Origin of the sequence: Paenibacillus donghaensis (assembly GCF_002192415.1) — a bacterium.
Lineage (GTDB): Bacteria > Bacillota > Bacilli > Paenibacillales > Paenibacillaceae > Paenibacillus_AQ > Paenibacillus_AQ donghaensis.
This window is the reverse complement of the sequence record NZ_CP021780.1, coordinates 1537355-1558499: the sequence shown is the minus strand read 5'-3', so window position 1 is coordinate 1558499 and position 21145 is coordinate 1537355. Positions and strand designations below refer to the sequence as shown.

The window sequence follows — 21145 nt, the reverse complement described above, 5'->3', positions numbered from 1 at the left end:
CTTCTGGAGGACTTTAGTCTTGAATTCACTATCTTTATTATGTACATAAAGAATGGCAACTATCGGCAGCAGTGAAGAACTATAGAAGCGAAAGTGGTTACTGCTTAAGTCCAGCAAGCAGTTAGAGTGTTGCTCTGGAACGTTCAGAGTAAATTAGATGCAAAACTGCAACTAATTCCAGCCGAATCGTGAAAAATCAGGCGATTAAGTGCGAAACTGCAACTAATTTTGAGTAAATCGCGATGTTTACGATCAAACGTCGAAATTAGATGCCTTTTTGCACTTATTTCCTCTAAAATCGAAAAAAGTAGTAATTTAGATGCGTATTCGCAACTAAATCATCGATGCGAACTTATGATAAGAACGCCGGAGCTTAAGCCCTGCTCCTTCTTCGGCTGCCCCTCTAACCGTCTCCACCGACCGCAGCCGAAAGGTTAAATCATCCCAATCCCTTAATGCCGCCTTCGGCAGCCGGGAAGGTCCTCGCATTTCTCATTTCGGATTCTACACCACCTGCTGTTTTCTTATTCTTTAGTATATTGATAACGATTATTAATGACAATCTCCGGAACGCTGCTTCCGTCATAAAACACAGTAAAAACTCTCCCCCCAGACTATGGGCGGGAGAGTTTGTTGTTCAAATATAAGAATGTATATGTTTCACGCTATCCATTATCCTTCTATTTCTCGCTGAAACACCCCGTCCTTTAAATGAACGGCGTAGCCGATTCCACTTGTTTCCGATGTATTTATAAGCTATTCACCAAATCGGTATAATAGCTGTTGCCATTGCGGTGGTCCAGCCGCGTGGCTGTGGACAACGCCTGCTGCTGAAGATATGCAGCAAGGGCGGCTACATCCGTCGCGTGCTCGGGATGCGGATAGCCAGCGGGCAGCTTCACCTGAAAGGCCACCGTCTCCTTAGCCAGCTGTCTGAACAGCCTCGCGGAGTAGGCATTAAACATCATAATGTCGTAAGGATTCTCGTGATCCAGCGAATGGGCCACATGATGCTCGAACAGCTCCAGCCCCTTGAACGGGTCGGTGAGAGCCAAATAGCGGATATGCTCCCCGATCTGCAGCAGAAATTCACGGTTCGTTTTGATCAGGCGGTAGCCTTGTTTCTGGATCTTCTCCGCTTCCTTCGCCTGGCCCAAGCGGTGCATCGGCAGCAGCAACATCGACAAGGTGACATGCGGAACCTCTCCGCAGGTCATTGTTCCGTCAAGAATTGGCCTCGCGGCCTTCAAGGCAAGCTCATCTCGGCCGACCATCACATTAAACTCTACTTCGCGGTTCTGTTCGCAGGCATCACAGTTTGCCATTTCATCCGCGTCCATACTCTTGAACTTCTCCATATACCGGGCGGATTCCTCCAATTCCCCGTACTGGCCATGCACCAAGCTTTTATAATAGTAATAAGTGCGCTCGTTATAGCCAAACTCCAGATACCGTTTCTTGAGATCCTCCAGCAGATTATCGATCTGCTCCCTAGGCACCTCCGGGAAACAGGCCACTTTATCCGCAATCCACTTGTAGGACCACAGCAGCGTGAAATCATCGAAGCGCTCCGGCTCCTTGTCAAACTGCCCCAGCTGCCAGGAGAAGGCCACAATCACCTTCATCGGATATCCGTTAAAAATTCCCGATTCAACAATCTCGGACCGCGCCTCATAACCGGCATCGATGTCACCTAGACTATCCGCTGCACGAACCGCCTCCTCCAGCACAGCCAGCTTGGCCCGTCCCTCCGGCAGCTCATAGGCCCGCTCCATCAACTCTTCATAATCCACACTCATTGTTCTGATCCTCCGCTCTGATTATTATTGCTAAGACCCCAGTCAATAAAACGCACAATACTCTGATTCATCAGCCCCAGCTCCTGCCGGCTCATCGGGTAATGGCCCATCATCAGCGCGTTGACATAGAGCATCTCTACTGCCTGCTGCAGCATCGCTTGATTGCCTGCATTGAACACACGCGAAACCAGCGGATTATCCAGATTAAAATACAGTGTGGAATACGCCGCATTCCTATAGGTGGTACCCAGACTGCCTAAGACGGAACCGAGCACATCCGTGCTTACCTCTTTGGCCGCCTCCAGGGAACGGAAATCTGCGGATTCCTTGGAAAGCGTATAGAGTGCCGGCAGCTCCTCAGGTCTGAAATGCTTCAGCTGCACCTGGCAGCGGAAACGCTGCAGGGCTGCATCTGCGATCGCAGTCGCTTCATAATATTGTCTACGCTCCTCCGGGGAGAGGTCCGTGAAGGACAGCGAAACATCCTCCGGCAGCAGCCGTTCTGTATCAGCGTCTGTGACCACCTGTGGAAGCAGGGCCAGCAGCTCGGCATCATAGATGTAGCCCCCGTTCACAACCAGCAGGGACTGCGCCGCTGCCACATGAGTAATCTGGCGGTATTCGTCCAGCGTGAGCGTATAATAGATTTTTTGGCCTTCACGCAGCAGTTCTCCCAGCTCTTTCTGCCCATATGTGCTCTCAAAAGGCAGCCAACGGTGAATAATACCCAGGAAATGCGTATCCTCGGCTGCCAGCGCCTTCATCGAAAGGGCATGCTGTCCAATAATCAGCTTCAGCCGGTCGGGATCATATTCAGCCATACGCATCAGCTCGCTGCGGATAGCATCACCAAGCTCCGTGCGGACCTCCTCCAGCCGTTCATTCTCATAGAAATGCTCACGCGAAGCCGTGGGCTGCAGTTCATCCGTCCAGACCAGGCATTTCACGAAAAAAGCCCAATCCGGCAAAATATTCTCCGCCTTCTCCGAGACCAGCATGTGCTTCAGATAGACGCGATGCGTTTTTTTGGCGTTCAGATTGACGGCCTGCGGTAGAATGTAGGCGATCCCTCCGGTCCGCCCGGAAGCGGTGGTCAGCGGGATGTAATCACGAAACTTCTCGCCCAGCAGTTGCTCTCCCCATTGCAGCACCTCTGCACGTTCTCCCCTGGCCAGCTCCGGATGAGCTATCCAGATCGGCTGTGCGGGATTGATCAGCGTGTCGGCAAGCTCCGTCTGCAGTCGTATAGGGTAAGGCAGCAGCGCTCCATAATAATACAGCCATTTCTTCAGATTCTCTGCTTCAAAATAGGGCTCGGACCCCGGCTTGCAGCGCAAAAAGACCTTGGTGCCCGGCGAGAGTGAAATATCCAGTTTCCTGATGCTGTATGTACCGTCCGGCTTGCCCCTCCACTCTAAGGAAGGTCCTCCTGACGCCGATTGGGTCAGCATAACAATCTCATCGCTGACCATGAAACAAGAGAGCAGCCCGATGCCAAAGCGGCCGATAAATGAGGTCTCACGGGTCAGAAAGTCCTGCCCGCCGCCCTTGGAGGATTGCCCGATCATCGCCAGGAATTGATGGACCTCCTCTTCCTGGAGCCCCACCCCATTGTCCTCAATGATTAAGGTGATATGGTCTTCGGAGCCTGTCAGCTCAGCGGTTATCCGCCCTTCGAACTGAGAGTCCAGCGCTTTGCGGGCCGTTATAGCGTCTACTGCATTCTGCATCAGCTCGCGCAAATAGACTTTGGGATTGCTGTACAAATGGTTGGAGAGAATGTTGATCATTCCACTTAGATTAACCTGAAATCGATAATTATCCTGTGTATTCATCCCAAATCTCCGTTTCTTCAGTATGATTTGGGTAACTAGGCAGGTTTGCCTGTTAACCCACTATATATATAACCCGATTTGCCACATTCTTCCTCTCCAACCGCAAATTTTATCACAACCATTCTCAGCTTCGCTCCAACCTTACAGTGCTTTAAGGAAAATGTAAGACAACTTAAAGCTTCAGGTAAGGCAATTCGATAGGCCGGAGGTCCGCTTTGCTCTATGCTGGGATCACGTAAACAAGATACCTGCATAGAAGGAGTCAAGTACAATGAATAAGTTGAACCAAAAGGGTGTTATCTTCAGCAAAACCTGGTGCAGGATGATAGCCGGGAGCCTGGTTGCGTGTATGCTGCTGGCGGGAAATGGAGCATCGGCGGCAGGCGGGGGACCAACTGCGGGAGCTGAGGACAGACAAGCCAGTGACTTCAAACAGCTGCTGGACCGCAAAGTACCGGAATGGCAGGATACCTATGGTGTGCCGGGTGTTGCCATCGGCATTATCGACGACGGGGAGATTGCGTACACGCTTAACTACGGGTATGCCGATTCCAAGAATAAGCAGGCACTTGACGAGACCACCCGTTTCCAGGCAGGTTCCATCTCCAAAAGCCTGACCGCCTGGGGAATCCTCCAGCTGTCTGCCAAAGGACTGGTATCGCTCGATGAGCCTGTGCAGACCTACCTGAGCCGTTTCAAGCTGCCCGACTCGGGCTTTGACCTGAACGGCGTTACCCTGCGGCGGCTGCTCAGCCACACCGCAGGTCTGCCTGCCCATAAGGGTTATTTGGGCACTTCGCCAGGCAGCCCGCTGACTACACTGGAGGCATCCTTGTCAGGCGAGGGCTGGTCCAATGAGCCGCTGCAGGTGACGGCAGAGCCGGGCACAGCCGCTGCTTACTCCGGCGCAGGGTATACCCTGCTTCAACTGGTCATTGAAGAGGTAACTGACACCTCCTTTGCCGACTATATGGACAATGAGGTGCTTCAGCCGCTGGGGATGGGCCTCAGCACCTTCCATCAAGACCCGCAGGCTCCGGGAATGTCGAAGGCTTACGGCTATTTCGGCCAGGAGCTGCCGCTGTTCCAGTTCACCGAACAGGCTGCGGCTGGCTTGACCACTACAGCCACAGATCTAATGAAGCTGATGCTGGCCAGCATGGACAGCAAGCAGGATACGTTCAAAGGCAAAGGGGTTATCCCGCCTGCCCTAGTGGAGAAGATGCAGCAGCCGGTGCTTGCGGAGAACGGGCTGGGCGTATTCGCCAGAGGCCTCTCCGACGGGCGCACGCTGATCTACCATCCCGGAGACAACCGGGGCTGGCATGCGCTCTATGCCTTCATCCAAGGCAGCCGCGATGGAATGGTGGTTCTGACCAACAGCGAGAACGGCATCGATCTGCGGCAGGACCTCTATCATGCCTGGATCGAGTACCAGACCAGTGAAATGCCAGAGAGTACTCAGGCCCTGCTGGCAGGAAGACACACCAACGCTTTGCTGGCCTGGGGCATTGGCGGTCTGCTTGCCGTGTACGTACTGTTCTTTGCCTTCAGGGTCGCCAGAGGACGTCGCGTCTTCATCACAGCCCAGACCCGGCGTCGTTATGCCTTGCTCGGCTTCAGGCTGGTGCTGCTCACCGTAATTGGCATGGCGCTGTTCTGCGCCTCTTACCTGTGGAGCGTTCTTGGCCTGCAGTCTGGCCTGAAGTACAGCGTGCTGCTGCTGTTCGCCTGGATTGCCGTGCTGCTGGTTACGGGCTTCTTCCCGCGGGCAGCGAAGCCGCGCAGAGGGGAGCCGGCAGCGGAAGATGCCGGCTCCGGTGTAAACTCACTATAAGTAGAAGCTGCAGCACTGATATCACCTGAACTGGAGAAACCTATAGTTTCTTCTATAGAACATGAACTTAAGAATATACATCAGGAGTTGGCAGAAAGTCTTACAATAGGCTTTCTGCCGATTTCGCCAGCTTAGGTACCAGCGAATTAGGTGACAGCGAGGATTTAGAAGGTTACCTCGAACCTTTGGAATAATTAGATGCGAAACTGCAACTAATTTCAGCTGAAACTCCTGTCAGGAGGCGAATAAGTGCAAATCTGCAACTAATTTCGAGCAAATCAAGCCTACTACGCTCAAACGCAGGAATTAAGTGCCTTTTTGCAACTATTTCCTCCAAAATAGAAATAATCGGCTAATTAGATGCATATTCGCAACTAAATTGGTGGATGCATTTAAGCCCTTCCAGAGGAGCGGAGTCTTTGATGCTCTTATCATATGGAGGCGTAAGTAGTAACCTATCTTCACGCAAAAATGCCCCGCGGCCGTTCCCTGCCCGGGGCATTCTCGCTAATCCTTTGAAGCATAGCTTCTAGTATTTAAGATTAAGCAGCTTGCTGATAATTACCGCCGCTTGGGCACGGTTGGCAATGCCTTTAGGTCCGAAGGTGTCCACAGTCATCCCTGTGATGACACCTTCCTGGGCCAGCAGCGCTACCGCTTCCTTGCCGTAGGAAGCGATGCTGCCCTTATCCTTGAAGCCAGCCAGCGCCTTATCTGCATCCGCTACCGATTTGCCGCTGAACTTCTTCAGCGCATTGGCAGCGATAATCGCCATCTCTTCACGGGTAATCGCCCGCGCCGGCTCAAATCTACCGCCGCCTACTCCATTGATCAGGCCGTTGCTTACTCCTGAAGCAATGTAGCTGTAGGCCCAATTCGAAGCCTTCACATCGGAGAAAGCCGCTGCCGCATTCTCATCCAGCAGTCCATAAGCACGCACGATCATCGTGATGAACTCGGCACGTGTGACTTCCTTAAGCGGTGCGAAGCTGTTCTCGCTCACACCGTTCAGGATACCTTTGCTGCTCAGCTCCTTAATGGCAGCAGCTGCCCATGATACCCGGCCCAGATCATTGAAGCTGACCGGTGCCGTGGATGGCGCAGGGGTTGCTGTTGGTGCAGGCGTGGCTTCAGTTGCAGGTGTAGCCGTAGCCGTTGGTGCAGGTGTCGCTGTTGGTGTTGTAGGTACCGATGGATATTGTGAACCTGAAGTCGGCTCTGGCATAAGCACGCCAGCGTCCATGCCATCCGCTTCAGTCGCAGCCGGTGCAGCCGCATAAATCGCATTCGCCAGCAGTCTGAACTGGTTCTGCGGATGATATTTGTTAAGCAGATCATTGGCGAACAGCGTTACATGAACCTGATCTGTCTGATAGTTCAGTGCCAGCACCTGATCCTTGGCCGCGCTGCTGTTCGGCCACCAGCCTGCCTTGAAGAAATCATCGCCTGTTCCGTATTTGGCCAGAATTTCTGCGCCTTCAGGAACAGCGGTGATATAAGCTGCCGAAACGGTGTAGAGGTATTCCGACTCATCATACGGAGCTGTAATCAGGCTGTCCTGTGAGAGAGCCGCCTTGAACAGTCCCTCATGGGCATCCGTTTTGCCAGCAGAGTTGACCGGATTGGCGAAGTCCAGCCCAGGCAGCAGCTTCAGTCCCTTGACCGTGTTCAGCATCGTTCTGCCATAGCCGATAAACGGCTTGCCGGAAGCAATCAGGCCTGTGCCTGTATTCACCAGCACATCTGCCGTGGCCGGGTCTGAAGTCTGCACCTTGAAGCCCAGATCAGCCACGATAAAGGACGCTGCTCCGGTGATGCCGACTGTAGGAGTCTTCAGCAGCTTGCCAGTTCTATCGCCGCCGTAGAAAGGCACCACATCCAGCAAATATTTAGAGGCTACGGTCAGCAGATTTGATCTGGAAACCAGGAAGCTGCCTTTTTCATATCCATATCCGTCATTCGAGAGCAGGGTTACCGCTTTTTTGGCTGCAACCAGTTCATTAACGGCCTTGATCGCATCGTTGTTGCTGTTACGAATAACATAATTCTGCGAGAAGGCGTAGTTATCCAGGTTCGTAACTGGAACGGTTACGCTGGTTACAGGTGTTGTAACCCCTGAGAAGGCACCGGCCTTACGGCTGATATAACGGTCGAACCCGCGCATATCTGCGAAGTTCTGTACGGTATCAGAATACATTTCTTCGAAATCAGAGACGTTCAGGCCATCGTAGAGCACCAGATTTGCGTATCCGCGTTTGGCCTGATGCATGTTGACGATATAGGTTCCGGCCGGGTAGGTAACGGAATCCACAACAACCGGAGTCGTGGTCTGCTCTACCTTCACTCCGTTGCGGAGCAGGTATTGAACCATTGTATAGGTTTCCAGTTGGTTCTTCTGCAGATCCTTGGATACCGGAAGCACATAATATTCAGGGAAGAAATTAGTCTGTCCCTCGCGCGGACGTCCGATCTCTTCATTCTTGCCATTGATCAGATACTTGTCTACCGGTGCGCCAATATCTGTATTGTTGAGCCCGCGTTCGAACACTTCCAGCTGGTTCAGGAACAGCTTCTCTTTGTTGTCGATCACGTAACTGGTAGCTCCCAGCGTTGCATAATAGAAGGCGTCCAGTGAATCTTCATTCAACTCAGGAACTTCAAGTGTATGGCCCAGTGCACCCTGATGCATCGCATATACCGCGGTATAGGCCGGTGAAGCATCGTCCCAGCCCGTAGCATAAGTTCCGGAAGGAGAGACATAGTTCGGATCTGCTTTTAACTTCTCACTTTCCAGATAAGGGATATGATAGGAATCATATTTGGTATTGGCGATTCCCGCTTGTCCCATGGCCGTTGCCTGCTCCAACATACTGTCAAGCATCAGATCATATTCAACGTTGGGATCATGCGGCGGTGTGCACGGCTCAATCAGGAAGCCATTTACGAACCCGTGCATATCCAGGAAGGACAACGGTGTCCATTTGGCAATTTGGGCAGTTACAGCCTGCGTCTCAGGCTGGGTCTGATAGGAATTATCACGGTTCGGATCAAGCAGCGTCGAGGTAGCGCGTGTGTTCAGCGCACGTCCGTCCGGGTTCTCTACATAATCCAGCAGGAAAATAACATTATCCAGCGCCGCATCAATATCCAGGTCTAAGGTAATTGGATTCTTATCCTTGTCTACCGTGTCATAGCTGACCACCTTCTGGGTCATCAGGGTGTCCAGAAATTTAACGATCACATCCACGCCATTCGCTTCATCAGCATGAATGTTGTTCAGCCAGATCGGCACTTTATAGTCCTTCAATTCTCCGCTGATAATCTTCTCCTGCAATGCTGCCGGATCATTCATCATCAGCGGCATGGTTTCATTCAGGTATTGATCCACTGAAGCCTTGTCTTTGGCTACGATCGAGAAATGGATCGCACGGCCTTGTTTGGACGTTCCGATCTGCTGATATTCCACATACCGGCCATATTTATTGTTGCTGTCAGCCGTAATGCGGTCAATAGCCGGCTTAATCTCATCATACGTATGGTAGGTATCGTATGGGTTCAGCTTAACCTGCTGCTTAGCAACCACATCGCCAGCTGGCAGGGAGCCAACCAGGTCGTAAGTACCCACCCGTTTCACATATTCCGCACGGATGCCGCTTAGCGACAGGTTGGGACCGTACAGCAGATCGAAGGTGACCTGGGCTTTGTAGGTTGATCCGGTAACTGTCTCAACTTTCACGGTCACAAAAGGATCACCGCTGTAATTTCTGGCGCTGGTGTTCCATTTCTTCCACTCGGCCAGCGGTTTGGTCTCTTCGCTATTACGGCCGAATGTCCACTGCAGCTGTTCCGGCGACGCGCCTTCCGGCAGGTCGAACGTCAGCTCCATGGTTCTGGCATCGGTCATGGAAGCCTGGTAGACCTGGGCTGATACGGAAGCTTCAGGTGCTTCCTGGGCTGCCGAGGTTACAGCAGCGGATGTACTCTCAGGAGCGGTATCTACTGCGGCGGGTGCAACAATGGCCTGCGGCTCAGTTGTAGCTGTCGTGTCTGCGGCATAAGCTGCCGGAATAATCCCCGACATAACCAGGGTGAATGCAATAAATAAGGATAATAATTTCTTCGACATTATGTACCTCCCGTAGTTTAAATGGTCTGGCTGACAATCACAGCAGGAGTCCTCCAATCTCCTGCATCCCCCCAGTGTGCCACCTTGAATGTGCGGCAAACGGACGCATTATTATGCGGTTTATGTTTTTTTTATTCATATAAATTAATATAATATAGTATTTATCTCTATTACGGAAGTTAAAAATTTGAATTCATAGATTTGTTTTAAAGGAAGCGTTAACAACCCTTATGTTCTAAGCTGCACTTTTTTTCACAAAGAGCTGTATAGGAGCAATTCCTGCACTAAAACTTCATTTAGCTTCCTGTAAGGCGCATTCCATGCGCCCCCTGCCTTTTGACACCTAAGTACGCCAGGAGCATAATAAACGTCGGTATATGGGGAGTATTTGTTAAATTTTTGAATTATTATCTGGAATTCAGCACTTTCCCATGAAGGAGATGTGAAGTATGAAGCAAGAAGTAGATCCAAATCGAATAATAAAGGATACAGTGAAATATAAACCTGCTTATATTCTAAGATACCGTCCGATTCTCTTATTCAGTCTGATTCTGCTGATCAAAAGCGCGGTCGCATGGTTTGTCGTATTCAGTAATGGGCCCTCCTGGAGCATGCTGCTGACGGAAATCCCCTTTTTTCTGATCGTGTTCGGCCTGATTGAATGGATGTCCAGCAAACGCAAGATTCTGTATTATATGATAGCTAATCTGTTAATTACGCTTGTCTACTTCTCTGTGCTGATGTATTACAAGTATTACGGGGTGATTGCCACCTATCATGCACTGGAGCAGGCGGACAAGGTCACGAAGGTGGGAGAAAGCACCTATTCCCTGCTTGATCCCTATTATTTGTTCATTTTTGTCGATATTATCGTATTTATGTGCTTTATGTTCCGTCCCAAATATATTGCGATCTGGAAGACACGGGGGATGCGGCGCATGAACCCCAAGGTTCTCTTCGGTCTGCTCAGCGTATCGCTGGCGCTTTGCCTGTTCAATGTCTGGCCCAACCATGCCAGCATGAATGAGAACACGAAGGCGGAGAGTATGGGGCTGCTCAGCTATGAGGTCTATACGATTTTTGCCGATACTACCGAAGAAGAAGAATTAATAGATTCCAGTGAGATTACCCAGAAGGCGGTCAATGAGCTAAAAGGGATCACCGAGCCGTCGCAGCCGCTGCACTGGGCCGCCGACAAGGGCCGCAACCTGATTGTGGTCCAGATGGAATCGTTCCAGAATTTCCTGCTCGGTCTGAAGATCGAGGGGCAGGAGGTTACCCCGAATCTCAACCGGCTGGCACAGAGCGAATTCTATTTCAATAATTTCTACAGCAATGCCGGACAAGGAACGACCTCGGATGCCGAGTTCGTGGTGAATACCTCAACGTATGTCCCGCATCATGAGGCGGCAACTTCATCTGAATATATGGATAAGAATCTGCCCAGTCTGCCGAAGCTGCTGCAGAACAACGGCTATCAGACGGTGACGTTCCACACCAACAGTGTAGATTTCTGGAACCGCAAGGTTCTGTATCAGGCGATCGGATTCGAGAAGTATTATGACCAGGCCTTCTACGGGGAGGATGATCATATCGCCTTTGGTTCCTCGGATGAGGTGCTGTACGCCAAAACGGTTCCCGAGCTGGCTCGTCTGGATGCAGCCGCTGAGCCTTTTTATGCAATGATTCTGTCGATGAGCGCCCATCATCCCTATAAGCTTCCCGAGTCGAAGACACCAATCAAGCTGCCGGAGCGTTATGACGACACCTTGGTCGGTGACTATATCAAGGCCCAGAGTTATGCTGATTACGCCATGGGCCAGTTCCTGGACGGGCTGAGAACCAGCGGATTGTGGGACAACAGCGTCATTGTCTTCTATGGCGACCATCAAGGATTGCCGCTCTATTCGCTGGGCGATGACGAAATTGAGCTGATGCATGAGATCATGGGCCGGGAATATGGCTATACTGATATGTTCAATGTACCGTTCATTGTGCACAGTCCCGGCGCAGGCCAACGGGCCGAGCTTAGCCAGACCGGAGGGCAGGTCGATATTCTGCCGACGGCAGCCAACCTGCTGGGGGTATCGCTCCAGGATCAGCTGCATTTCGGCGAGGACCTGTTCAATCAGACCCACAACCTGCTGCCGGTGATCCACTTCCTGCCGACCGGCTCCTTCATTAATGATTCCAGCCTGTTCCTGACAGGTGAAGGCTATAGTGACGGCACCCATTATAATCTGCTGGACAATAGCGAAACCTCCGGCGGCTCCACCGAAGCTGAGTTCACCGCCATGCAGCGGCTGCTGAGCTTGTCGAACAGCTATCTGCTGCAGCTGCCGGACCGGGTGGCGACCGAAGACGCTGCGGTGAAGGAATAAGCCGTGCTGTACGGTAATAAATGTGCTAAGAATTAAGAACCTTAATCCGTGAAATGAAATACCTGAAAGGTTAGAAAAATAGACTCCGGTGAAGTAAAATAAAGAAAAAGTCACAGTCCTTGGTTTCCGACGTTCCGGCGTATTTATATGAGTTTGTCGGGCTAAAAAATGAAGAACATAAGTTTGAAATGAGCTTGCTGCCCCAAACAAACGAACCCGCCTCCTTGAACAGGAGAACGGGTTCGTTTGCGGTTCAGTTGTGAATATTGAGTCCGGAGGTAACCGCATTGACATATCCGCTGCGGATAACGACTTCTTGCGTGTCGCCATGGGTCATGCCCATGCCGCCGCCAACAACGATAATGCTCTTTTTTTATTCCCACAGCACATCAGCCTGTTTTATAGCTCCTCAGTGATTTAAAGAGGAACTGGGATCTTATCTTTTAAAAGCTAAGCGCTTCAATGGTTCCTTCAACAAGTACACCACAACCAGCAGTCCCCCGGCGTTGATCGCCAGATCCGCCAGATTCAGAATCCCGCCCCGGCTGCCGAATACGAGAAAATCGGTCACCTGATGGTAAATGACACGGTCAATAGCGTTGCCAACAGCCCCGCCGACCAGAAATCCGCTGGCTGCTTCCAGCAAAGGTCCGCGCAGTTCTCCCTTGCGTCTGTAATAGAACACAGCAGCGACAAAGGCCACGGCAACTATGGCGAAATACTGGCCGTAGCCCTGAAAAGAGCTGAACGCTGCGCCGCTGTTCTCGTAATACGTAAACTGCAGGTGCCCGCTCCACACAGGAATGGTTTCCCCCAGCTCCATGTTGGAGCGTACCCCCCATTTGGCAGCCTGATCCGCAAGAACGACCAATATGGATAACAGATAAAAAAACGTAATGGCCACCCCCTCTGCATTCGTCATAATTTGCAATGTTGTTGCTTTTCCATCTCCAGCTTATCACAGGAAGACCCTGGATTCATGTTTGCCCCTTTCAGAACCTCCCGGCTTAAGAGGCGCAGGTTTCATGTTACAGCTGAAAGGATATGGGGTTCAGGTCACCCTCCCTGATGGAAAACCGTCGTCCTGGCTGCCGCTGCTCGTACGCATGGATGCCGGCAATGATGCGCTGGAGATTTCGAATGTGTGCCTGAACGAACATGTGGATTTTATCGTCAAGCGCAATCTACGCCGGGAGTCGCTGGAGGAATGGCTGATAATCGCCAGACAAGGGTTTTCTACTTTGAACACTCCAACCTATAGAGAGAAGGCGGGAGGCCTAGGTAGTAACCTAAGAATAAAATAAGGGTGTCCCAAAAGCCATGAAATGGCTGCTTGGGACACCCTTATTGTTTTGAACAAGATCGATGTAGGCTATAGGTGTGAACGCTCCGCGAATAGGTCGTTGTTCCAATCGTTAGGCACCGCTGCAGCTTTTCCACAACCAGTCCGTCCTCCCGCTGGTTAAGCAGAAAAAGGTTACTACATCGTTACTACCTAGGCCCAGCGAGGAATTCCTCTCATTTCACCATTCGGCGCTCCTCAGAACAATTCAAACCAATATTACCTATTGGCCGAAACCGACACGGTTGCGCTCACGCGGCTTCGTATCCAACGTCACATCTCTTATGGAGGTGATGGGGATGTACAGCTCCTGGTACTCAGTCTGGTATTTCACATACCGTTCATCCGCTTCTGCAAGCACACCTCCGGTAGCCAACGTGCCATCCAGAAAAGCAACTGTTACTTCCTTGCCCACCAAGCTGTTCAACATTAGCAAGCCCTCCTTAAAGTTTGGTTATGATCTTGTCGATGATCCCGTATTCCAATGCTTCCTGCGCAGACATGAAATAATCCCGGTCCATATCGTTCGCCACCTTCTCCACTGGCTGGCCTGTACGCTCTGCGGTTATCTGCACCACCTTCTCTCTCACCTGCAGAATGCGGCGGGCGGAAATGGCAATATCGCTGGCCTGTCCCTGGGCTCCCCCATGCGGCTGATGGATCATGATCTCACTGTTCGGCAGCGCGCAGCGGAAGCCTTTGGCACCCGCCAGCAGCAGCAGCGAACCGAAAGAGGCGGCGAATCCGGTGCAGATCGTATTTACCCTTGGCGTGATTACCTGCATCGTATCATAAATGCCAAACCCGGCGGAAGTCGAGCCACCCGGACTGTTAATGTACATCTGGATATCCTTCTCTGGATCATCCGCCGCCAGAAACAGCAGCTGGGCGATAATGCTGTTCGCCAGCTGGTCATCGATCGCCGCTCCCACAAACACAATCCGGTCCTTCAGCAGCCTGGAATAAATATCATAGGAACGTTCCCCTTGGGCAGTCTGCTCAATAACATATGGCACAATACTCATTACCTGATCCCTCCTGGTAGTGACTCATTTATTCTTCGCTCTGTAAACGGTCCTGTGCATACAAAAGATACGCCTGCCGCGCATTTAACCAAATGTGCCGCCTGGCGTATCTTATTGAAGGTTCTATTCGTTTACATAGATAAAGCAAATTCCGGATCAGGCTATACCCGCATGGGTCAGACCGGGTTTGCTTCCCATAGTTATTCGCGATATCTTTAAATGAGTTGGCAGTCCACATATGCGAGTGATCACACCGTAAAGGAGAAATGCAGCATGCTTGTTCATGATCAACAGCACACCGGAGAGAGCAAGGAACACCTCATTCACAACCTGCAAAATAGCTTAAACCGCTATTGCCTATCCCTGACCGGCTCACGCTGGGATGCGGAGGATCTGGCCCAGGATACCTGGATTAAGGTGCTGCCGGTTCTACTGGCCGATGGCCAGGCTGTTCCCGAAGCACTGCTGCTGCGGATTGCCAGAAACACCTGGATTGATATCGTCCGCCGCAGATCGGTGTATTCCCGGCTGCTGGCGGAGCAATCCGCCAAACAGAGTATTGCCTGTGAATCTGGCCGCTTCGAGACCGAAAGAGTTCTCCATGCGCTGATCCGGCACCTGTCTCCACTGCAGCGGGCAGTACTGCTGCTGCGTGATGTGCTGGGCTATTCCGCAGCGGAAACATCCCGGCTGCTAGACACAAGTGAAGGAGCGGCCAAGGCCGCACTGCACAGGGCGCGGCTAGCGCTGCCCCCTGTGCGCGAGGAGCTGGCTGCCGAAGGTCCGCCCCTCCCGGACGGGGCGGTATTCGCCGCCAACCTGAGGGCAATGGCCCTCGCCTATGAGCAAGGGGAGCTTGAAATTCTGCTGCAGCTGATCCAGCAGCCTGAAGTTCAGCCACAGCACACTGACCAGCAAGATGAAGCAGAAACGGTTGACGCAGTAGGCCATTTTGCTCCAATGCAGACGCAGGGAATGTACAGCAGCCAGAGCGGTCATGCACCGGTCATGCGGATGGCGGCGTAACCGAAGCAGCAAGCGGAACCAAGAATCATTCTGAGAAGGCGGCGATACGATTGAGGAACATATTGATATTGGGCGGTACAAGGTTTTTCGGCAAACGATTGGTTGAACAGTTGCTGCTGGATGGAAACAGCAAGGTAACCATCGTCACCAGAGGGATGACCCAAGATGACTTCGGTGACCAGGTCACACGGATTGCTGCCGACCGGACGGATACGCAGGCGCTTGCTGCAAGCCTTGAAGGGCTTAGTTGGGATGTGGTGTATGACAACATCTGTTATTCTCCCGATGAAGCTAAGGCGGCCTGCCGGATCTTCGCCGGCCGTACGAAACGTTATATCCTGACCTCAAGCTTGTCCGTATATGACCCGGCTCCTGCGGCACTGAGCGAAGCTGATTCCGACTCTGCCGCTTATCCGCTGCGCTATGGCGGGAAAGACGACTACACCTACCAGGAAGCCAAGCGGCTGGCGGAAGCGGTATTGCTGCAGGAGGCCGATTTCCCGGTCGCAGCGGTCCGCTTCCCGATTGTGCTGGGTACCGATGACTATACCCGCAGGCTGCATTTCCATCTGGAGCATATCCGCGAAGGCCAGCCGCTCGGCGTGCCGAATCCGCAGGCGCGGATCTCCTTCATCCGTTCCGACGAAGCCGCCGATTTCTTGTTCTGGCTGGGCTTCTCAGGGCTGACCGGGCCGGTCAATGCCTGTTCAGACGGCTCGCTGGCTATCCAGGAGCTGATCTCGATCATAGAAGAGAAACTTGGAACTACAGCCGTGGTTCAGCCGGAGACGGCGCAGGAGCACCAGTCTCCTTTTGGCATCCCAGACTCCTTGACGATGGACACCACGAAAGCCCGCAGCGCAGGCTATTCGTTCCTGCCGCTTGCCGAATGGTTTCCGGCCTTGGTTGCAGAATTAGCTGCTTCATTTACTGGCAAAAACTAACTCCTTCACCTCACGCGGGCTTTCGATGTCTACCTTGTGTTGCACAGATGCAGTTTCAGCCTTGAGCGGCGAGACTGCTTCTGTTTGTGTTTGTGCCAGTATTTGCTTATCCCTGCCCATATCCGTATCGATGGCAGTGGTCTGGGTGGCGGGGGGATGGGAATCCACTTCCGGAGCTGCCTCTTCCCCAGCTGTCAGAGCTTGAACAGGCACCAGCTCTGCTGCCAGAGCCTCCGCATCAACCGCGGCTTCACTCTCCAGCGTCTGCTCCGCGTCAACTGCGGCTGGCGTATCTTCATTGATTTTGAACACATTAATCTCCTGGAACAGCTTCTGGGATATCGTATGAATCTCTACCGCCTGGCGCGCAATATCGCGGATGGCATGATCCTGCTGCACACTGGAAGCATTCACCTCCTGCACACCCGCCGCCGTCTCCTCGGCAATCGAAGCCACCGAATGCACTGACACGGCCAGCCGCTCGTTCATCGCCTGCGTCCGATCCACCTTGTCGCTGATCCGGCTGATCTGTCCGCTGATCTCCCCAATGGAGTGATCTATCTTCTCGAAGGAAACCAGCGTCTCCGCCACTTTAGAATCCTGCTCCTCCAGACTGCTGCGGGTCTCCAGCATCGACTGCTGGAATTCCGCCATTCCCGCTTGAAGCTCGTTGATAATCACGCTGATATGTACCGAGGATTCCTTGCTCTGCACAGACAGCTGCCGCACTTCATCCGCAATTACGGCAAACCCTTTGCCATAAGAACCCGCCCGCGCTGCTTCAATCGCCGCATTCAGCGATAACACATTGGTCTGTGTGGAGATTTCAGTAATGGTCTTGGTGATCCGGGAAATATCCTTCGACTGTACAGCCAGCTTATTGAGCGCAGCGTATATTCTGTTCACAGATTCTCGCGAATGCGCCGAAACCTCGCGCAGGGCGATTACGGCGGCTGCTCCCTTGCGGCTGTTAAGCTGGGCTGTGGTGCTGGTCTCCAGCATCTCTGTAGTAGACTCGGTAATCTCCTTCACCGCTGTGCCCAGCCCCTGAAGCAGAACCGCACTCTGCTCCGACTCCCCGGCCTGCTGTCCTGCACCGGCTGAAATTTCCTGGATCGTGCTGACAATATCCTGATTCGTATGGGCCGTAATGGCCGAGGATTGCTGAAAAGAATGCGAATACGCGGCCAGCGACGATGCCACCGTCTGGGTCTGCTGCAACATCGCCCGCACACGCTCCACCATGTGGTCGAAATGATGGCTTAACCTGCCCAGCTCATCGTTATACGGGGAATGGATCCGCTGCCGCAAATCGCCCTCCGATATTCTGCGCAAGGCTATTTGCAGGCGGTTGATCGGCTGCAGGAAGGAGCGGATCAATAGCCAGCCTATAACAGCCGTGAACAGGAATACGAGTGCGGCGGCATACACACCAATAGAAGCGGTATCATCCAGTAGAGCAAAGGAATGGGTCTGGGCCTGCTCGGCATTGACAGCCGCTGCCGCATATAACTGTTCGTTCGTTTCCAGTATCGTTGCATTCAGCGCAAGTGCTTGTGTATGCAGCTCGTCAACCTGCTCAAGCACCGTCATGGGGTCCAGCGATTCATCGCTCATCGTTTGCACTAAGGCATCGAAATGCTCCGTGTACTCTTCAATCTGGCTATGTAAAAACTGCAAAATCTTCGCTTCCGGCGCACCTTCCGCAAAAGTGACCAGATTCAGCTCCTGGAGCAGTATGGCTTGCTTGTCCTTAAAAGGTTCGGCGAATTCCAGATCGCTGGACGCTGCCAGCGAGGTTTCTAATCCGCCCAGCTCCTGCAGCAGCTGAGTGACTTTGGCGACGGTAATTCTTTTCTCCATCTCGGCCTTCTGTGTCTCCATCGAACGTTCCACCTGGCTGACCTTCTGGCCCTGATACAGCGCGACCCCCAGGAAAAACAGCGCAATTGCCGAAAAGCTCAAAATCAGCTTCCACTTCATAGATAAATGTAAGGAACCAAACTTCAACGGTATCATCCTCCAGGGCTAAGCTTCTGATTGCAATAGGTACTTTATACTATATACCGATTGTAGAAGCCGGATATTAAATGCCCCGCACGGTTTTGTATGAGAAACGTAAACGTTCTTGGAACAAAGTGTGACTACCGCTACTATCGCTCCCACAGTTCCGAAATTCCCCTCTGTTCTCTCAGTAACACGTTAGGGGATTATGTGAAAATATTGCTGTCAGATTGCGGCCTATACTCTGTTGGCTTAACTTAGGAATGATTTAGTTACTATAAGGATGTACTTAAGAATGAAGGCCTGAGTTGGCAGCGCCTGCTATGTAAGGCTTCCCGGCAACTCCGAATGTTACATTCTTAAGTTCACGTTCTATACTTAGGTTCCCGCGAGGATTTAGAAGGTTGCTGTGGAACGTTTGGAGCAATTAGTTGCAGATCTGGTTACTACATAGGTCCCCTAGAACGTACGGAGTAAATAGATGCGAAACTGCAACTAAATTCAGCTGAAACTCCTATCACGAGGCGAATAAGTGCAAAGCTGCAACTAATCTCGAGTAAATCGGGTCTGTAACGCTCAAACGCTCAAATTAGATGCGTTTGAGCATCTATTTCTTCCAAAACGGAAAAAATCGGCTAATTAGATGCAGTTTCGCAACTAAATCGGTGGACTGGGCTTACGAAACTAACATGAAGCTGAGTCTTCGATGGTCGCATCCTACCGAGGTCTAAGTAGTAATAGATTTACCTTTATTTCGTCTCTCGAGGTCATTTCATAGTTGAAATGACCTCATTAGTGGTCGTAGTCTGGATCTATGGCGGGCATCGGATGAAAGCCGCTGCCCGCCGGATTCTGCATACCCTGCAGGAGGCCGGGATTGAAGTGATCGGCGCTTCTTCTGTACGCTGCTGGGACGATAGCGGCGAACAGAATTACCCGGTGATCCATAACCGGGTCCATAATATTGCAGACTGGATCGAGCTGGCCCGCTCAGAGCAGCTGGATGGCATCATCCACACCAACTGGGGCTGCCCCTTCTCGCTTGGCAGTCCGCACGGCTTGTTCGAGACCTCACGATATCCGGCTTATTTCCCCGCAGACCTGAGCTGGAATTTCCAGGCCGCGGCCGATACTTATCTGGAGCGGTTTCTGCATCAATTCCATGGAGTAAGCCTAGCGGAGATGGAGCATGCGGAATGGGCCGATTACACAATCACCGATTATTATCAGCTGATTCCGCAGCTGTTGCCGCTGATTACGCGGAACCTGCCTACGGCCGAGCTGATCGATGCCATGATCCGGTTCGAGCTGCCGGCGGCCCGGCGTTCGCCGCTGCCCACCTTGCTGTTTCGCGGGGCTTGGTCGCCGGACAGCGAGGAAGTGATTACTTTTTTGAAGGAAAAGTATAGAATGGGCTATAGCGACCTGCTCGCCGCCAAGCAGAATATGCGCCGGGTGCTGGCACAACTGCTGCCGCAAGAGATGGCGGAGCTGTTCATTCTCTCGCGGTTCTACCGCCCGGAATTATACGAGAAGCAACTGCAGCTGCTCATTGCAGATCTTCAGATCATTGAATAGAAAGCGGGGATAGACTATGCCTGACATGCTCGTCAAGCTGTACAATCTGCCGGACTCCCAGGAGCTGCTGCTGAAGCTGCGCTCGCAGGGAATCCAGATCAAACGTGCGATGACCGCAGACAAACACCGGGTCGTTGATTTTGTTGCCAGTCATTTCTCGGCCAATTGGCGCAATGAATGTGAAGCCGCCTTCGCCCACCTCCCGGTTCATTGCTTTGTGGCCGTGAAGGACAAACAGATCATCGGGTTTGCCTGCCATGATGTGCTGGTGAAGAATTTCTTCGGACCGACCGGGGTTCTGGAGGGTCACCGCGGCAGCGGGATCGGCAAGGCGCTGCTGCTAGCCTGCATGCATGCGATGCATGAGAACGGTTACGCCTACGCCGTCATCGGCTGGGCTGAAGAAGCGATCCCCTTCTATCAGAGAACCCTCGGAGCTACGATCATCGAAGATTCTTTTCCCGGTGCTTACCGGGATATGATTGCATTTGATTAACGGGCTGGTGTAACCAGGCGCAACAACGTGCTGGAACAACCGGCTGGAATAACCGGACATACCAAGCAGCTAATCCCTGATTATTGGGGGTTGGCTGTTTGCTGATAATTAAGACTGCTGACTGAACTGCTGATGCATCGAACGTTGCCGGCTGTTGAGCTCATTGCTGCCTCCGTTGGAAGCTTGTATTACTGTAGCTGCTGCTCTCCGGTAGAAGGCTCATTCAGCTTGGAGTCGTCTTATTTAGTTGCGAAAGTGCATCTAATTTACGGTTTTTTTCCGTTTTGGAGGTAATAGATGCAAAAAGGCACTTAATTTCGTCTTTTGAGCGTCCCATTCCAGATTTACTCGAAATTAGTTGCAGAATCGCACTTAAACGCCTGCTGAGTCACGATTCGGCGGATTTTAGTTGCAGTTTCGCATCTAATTGCTCCAAACGTTCCAGAATAACCTTTTAACTCCTAGCTGGATCTTATAAGTAACTAGTCTTGCACTTGAAATTGTGGCTGGACGGGTGCTTAGAGGAGTTGGTTCGTTGGTTCGTTGGTTGGTTTAAGGAAGGCCATACGGTGACACGGGTCAGCTAGTCGGGACGGAGGATCATACGATGAAGCGGGGAGTTAGTCGGCGGGAGGCATATGATGGTGCGGGGGAGTTGGTTGGCGGAGGGCATACGGCTTGCGGGAAGCTTGTCATGACGATGGATCATACGGGACGCCGGGAGTTAGTTATTGCCTGCGCGTCATCCAAGC

General features: G+C 52.1%; 13 protein-coding genes and 1 pseudogene. 7 read left to right on the top strand and 7 right to left on the bottom strand.

The features are described from left to right. Positions 1-749: 749 nt before the first annotated feature. Both B9T62_RS06460 and B9T62_RS06455 read right to left on the bottom strand, forming a co-directional pair. Complete coding sequence (locus B9T62_RS06460) at positions 750-1799, bottom strand: hypothetical protein (protein WP_087914516.1); 1050 nt, start codon at positions 1797-1799, stop codon at positions 750-752. Next, positions 1796-3634 carry an HSP90 family protein gene (locus tag B9T62_RS06455; RefSeq protein WP_087914515.1) on the bottom strand — a complete coding sequence of 613 codons (1839 nt, stop codon included), beginning with the start codon at positions 3632-3634 and terminating at the stop codon, positions 1796-1798. Before B9T62_RS06455 ends, B9T62_RS06460 begins: the two co-directional genes overlap by 4 nt. A 271-nt stretch (positions 3635-3905) precedes the next feature. On the opposite strand from B9T62_RS06455, the gene B9T62_RS06450 reads away from it, so the two are divergent. Then, on the top strand, positions 3906-5471 hold the full coding sequence (locus tag B9T62_RS06450; protein ID WP_245864365.1) for a serine hydrolase domain-containing protein: 1566 nt from the start codon (positions 3906-3908) through the stop codon (positions 5469-5471). 529 nt (positions 5472-6000) lie between these two features. Here B9T62_RS06450 and B9T62_RS06445 read toward each other — a convergent pair. Further along, on the bottom strand, positions 6001-9597 hold the full coding sequence (locus tag B9T62_RS06445; protein ID WP_087914514.1) for a M14 family metallopeptidase: 3597 nt from the start codon (positions 9595-9597) through the stop codon (positions 6001-6003). Positions 9598-10046: 449 nt separating this feature from the next. On the opposite strand from B9T62_RS06445, the gene B9T62_RS06440 reads away from it, so the two are divergent. Beyond that, complete coding sequence (locus B9T62_RS06440; RefSeq protein ID WP_087914513.1) at positions 10047-11978, top strand: LTA synthase family protein; 1932 nt, start codon at positions 10047-10049, stop codon at positions 11976-11978. Positions 11979-12414: 436 nt separating this feature from the next. Here B9T62_RS06440 and lspA read toward each other — a convergent pair whose 3' ends face one another. Further along, positions 12415-12900, bottom strand: coding sequence for a signal peptidase II (lspA, locus tag B9T62_RS06435; protein WP_087914512.1), 486 nt, complete (start codon positions 12898-12900; stop codon positions 12415-12417). Positions 12901-13072: 172 nt separating this feature from the next. Between lspA and B9T62_RS41680 the strand changes: the two are divergent. Continuing rightward, positions 13073-13207 (top strand): annotated as a pseudogene (locus tag B9T62_RS41680) (IS1380 family transposase); the annotation flags it as partial. Positions 13208-13543: 336 nt separating this feature from the next. Here the strand turns inward: B9T62_RS41680 and B9T62_RS06425 are convergent. Then, positions 13544-13750, bottom strand: a complete 207-nt coding sequence (locus tag B9T62_RS06425; protein ID WP_087914510.1) for a hypothetical protein — start codon at positions 13748-13750, stop codon at positions 13544-13546. Positions 13751-13763: 13 nt separating this feature from the next. Next, positions 13764-14345, bottom strand: coding sequence for an ATP-dependent Clp endopeptidase proteolytic subunit ClpP (gene clpP / locus B9T62_RS06420; RefSeq protein WP_087914509.1), 582 nt, complete (start codon positions 14343-14345; stop codon positions 13764-13766). A gap of 273 nt (positions 14346-14618) precedes the next feature. On the opposite strand from clpP, the gene B9T62_RS06415 reads away from it, so the two are divergent. Together B9T62_RS06415 and B9T62_RS06410 are read left to right on the top strand one after the other, a co-directional pair. Then, the gene (locus B9T62_RS06415; protein WP_157685476.1) at positions 14619-15371 is read left to right on the top strand and encodes an RNA polymerase sigma factor; all 753 of its coding nucleotides are present in this window, start codon (positions 14619-14621) and stop codon (positions 15369-15371) included. Between the two features lie 50 nt (positions 15372-15421). Beyond that, on the top strand, positions 15422-16315 hold the full coding sequence (locus B9T62_RS06410; RefSeq protein ID WP_087914507.1) for an NAD-dependent epimerase/dehydratase family protein: 894 nt from the start codon (positions 15422-15424) through the stop codon (positions 16313-16315). Here B9T62_RS06410 and B9T62_RS06405 read toward each other — a convergent pair. Continuing rightward, positions 16295-18280 (bottom strand): methyl-accepting chemotaxis protein, encoded by a 1986-nt coding sequence (locus tag B9T62_RS06405; protein ID WP_169834338.1) that lies wholly within the window; start codon positions 18278-18280, stop codon positions 16295-16297. The two genes, B9T62_RS06410 and B9T62_RS06405, sit on opposite strands and share 21 nt — an antisense overlap. 822 nt (positions 18281-19102) lie before the next feature. Here B9T62_RS06405 and B9T62_RS06400 point away from each other — a divergent pair. Then, positions 19103-19897 (top strand): hypothetical protein, encoded by a 795-nt coding sequence (locus tag B9T62_RS06400; RefSeq protein ID WP_157685475.1) that lies wholly within the window; start codon positions 19103-19105, stop codon positions 19895-19897. Positions 19898-19913: 16 nt separating this feature from the next. Beyond that, complete coding sequence (locus B9T62_RS06395) at positions 19914-20393, top strand: GNAT family N-acetyltransferase (RefSeq protein ID WP_087914504.1); 480 nt, start codon at positions 19914-19916, stop codon at positions 20391-20393. The last annotated feature ends 752 nt before the right edge of the window (positions 20394-21145 follow it).

Bases quoted from the DNA above. Each gene is read 5' to 3' on its own strand.
- B9T62_RS06460 (WP_087914516.1), bottom strand. From the start codon at position 1,799: ATGAGTGTGGATTATGAAGAGTTGATGGAGCGGGCCTATGAGCTGCCG.
- B9T62_RS06455 (WP_087914515.1), bottom strand. From the start codon at position 3,634: ATGAATACACAGGATAATTATCGATTTCAGGTTAATCTAAGTGGAATG.
- B9T62_RS06450 (WP_245864365.1), top strand. From the start codon at position 3,906: ATGAATAAGTTGAACCAAAAGGGTGTTATCTTCAGCAAAACCTGGTGC.
- B9T62_RS06445 (WP_087914514.1), bottom strand. From the start codon at position 9,597: ATGTCGAAGAAATTATTATCCTTATTTATTGCATTCACCCTGGTTATG.
- B9T62_RS06440 (WP_087914513.1), top strand. From the start codon at position 10,047: ATGAAGCAAGAAGTAGATCCAAATCGAATAATAAAGGATACAGTGAAA.
- lspA (WP_087914512.1), bottom strand. From the start codon at position 12,900: ATGACGAATGCAGAGGGGGTGGCCATTACGTTTTTTTATCTGTTATCC.
- B9T62_RS06425 (WP_087914510.1), bottom strand. From the start codon at position 13,750: ATGTTGAACAGCTTGGTGGGCAAGGAAGTAACAGTTGCTTTTCTGGAT.
- clpP (WP_087914509.1), bottom strand. From the start codon at position 14,345: ATGAGTATTGTGCCATATGTTATTGAGCAGACTGCCCAAGGGGAACGT.
- B9T62_RS06415 (WP_157685476.1), top strand. From the start codon at position 14,619: ATGCTTGTTCATGATCAACAGCACACCGGAGAGAGCAAGGAACACCTC.
- B9T62_RS06400 (WP_157685475.1), top strand. From the start codon at position 19,103: ATGACCTCATTAGTGGTCGTAGTCTGGATCTATGGCGGGCATCGGATG.
- B9T62_RS06395 (WP_087914504.1), top strand. From the start codon at position 19,914: ATGCCTGACATGCTCGTCAAGCTGTACAATCTGCCGGACTCCCAGGAG.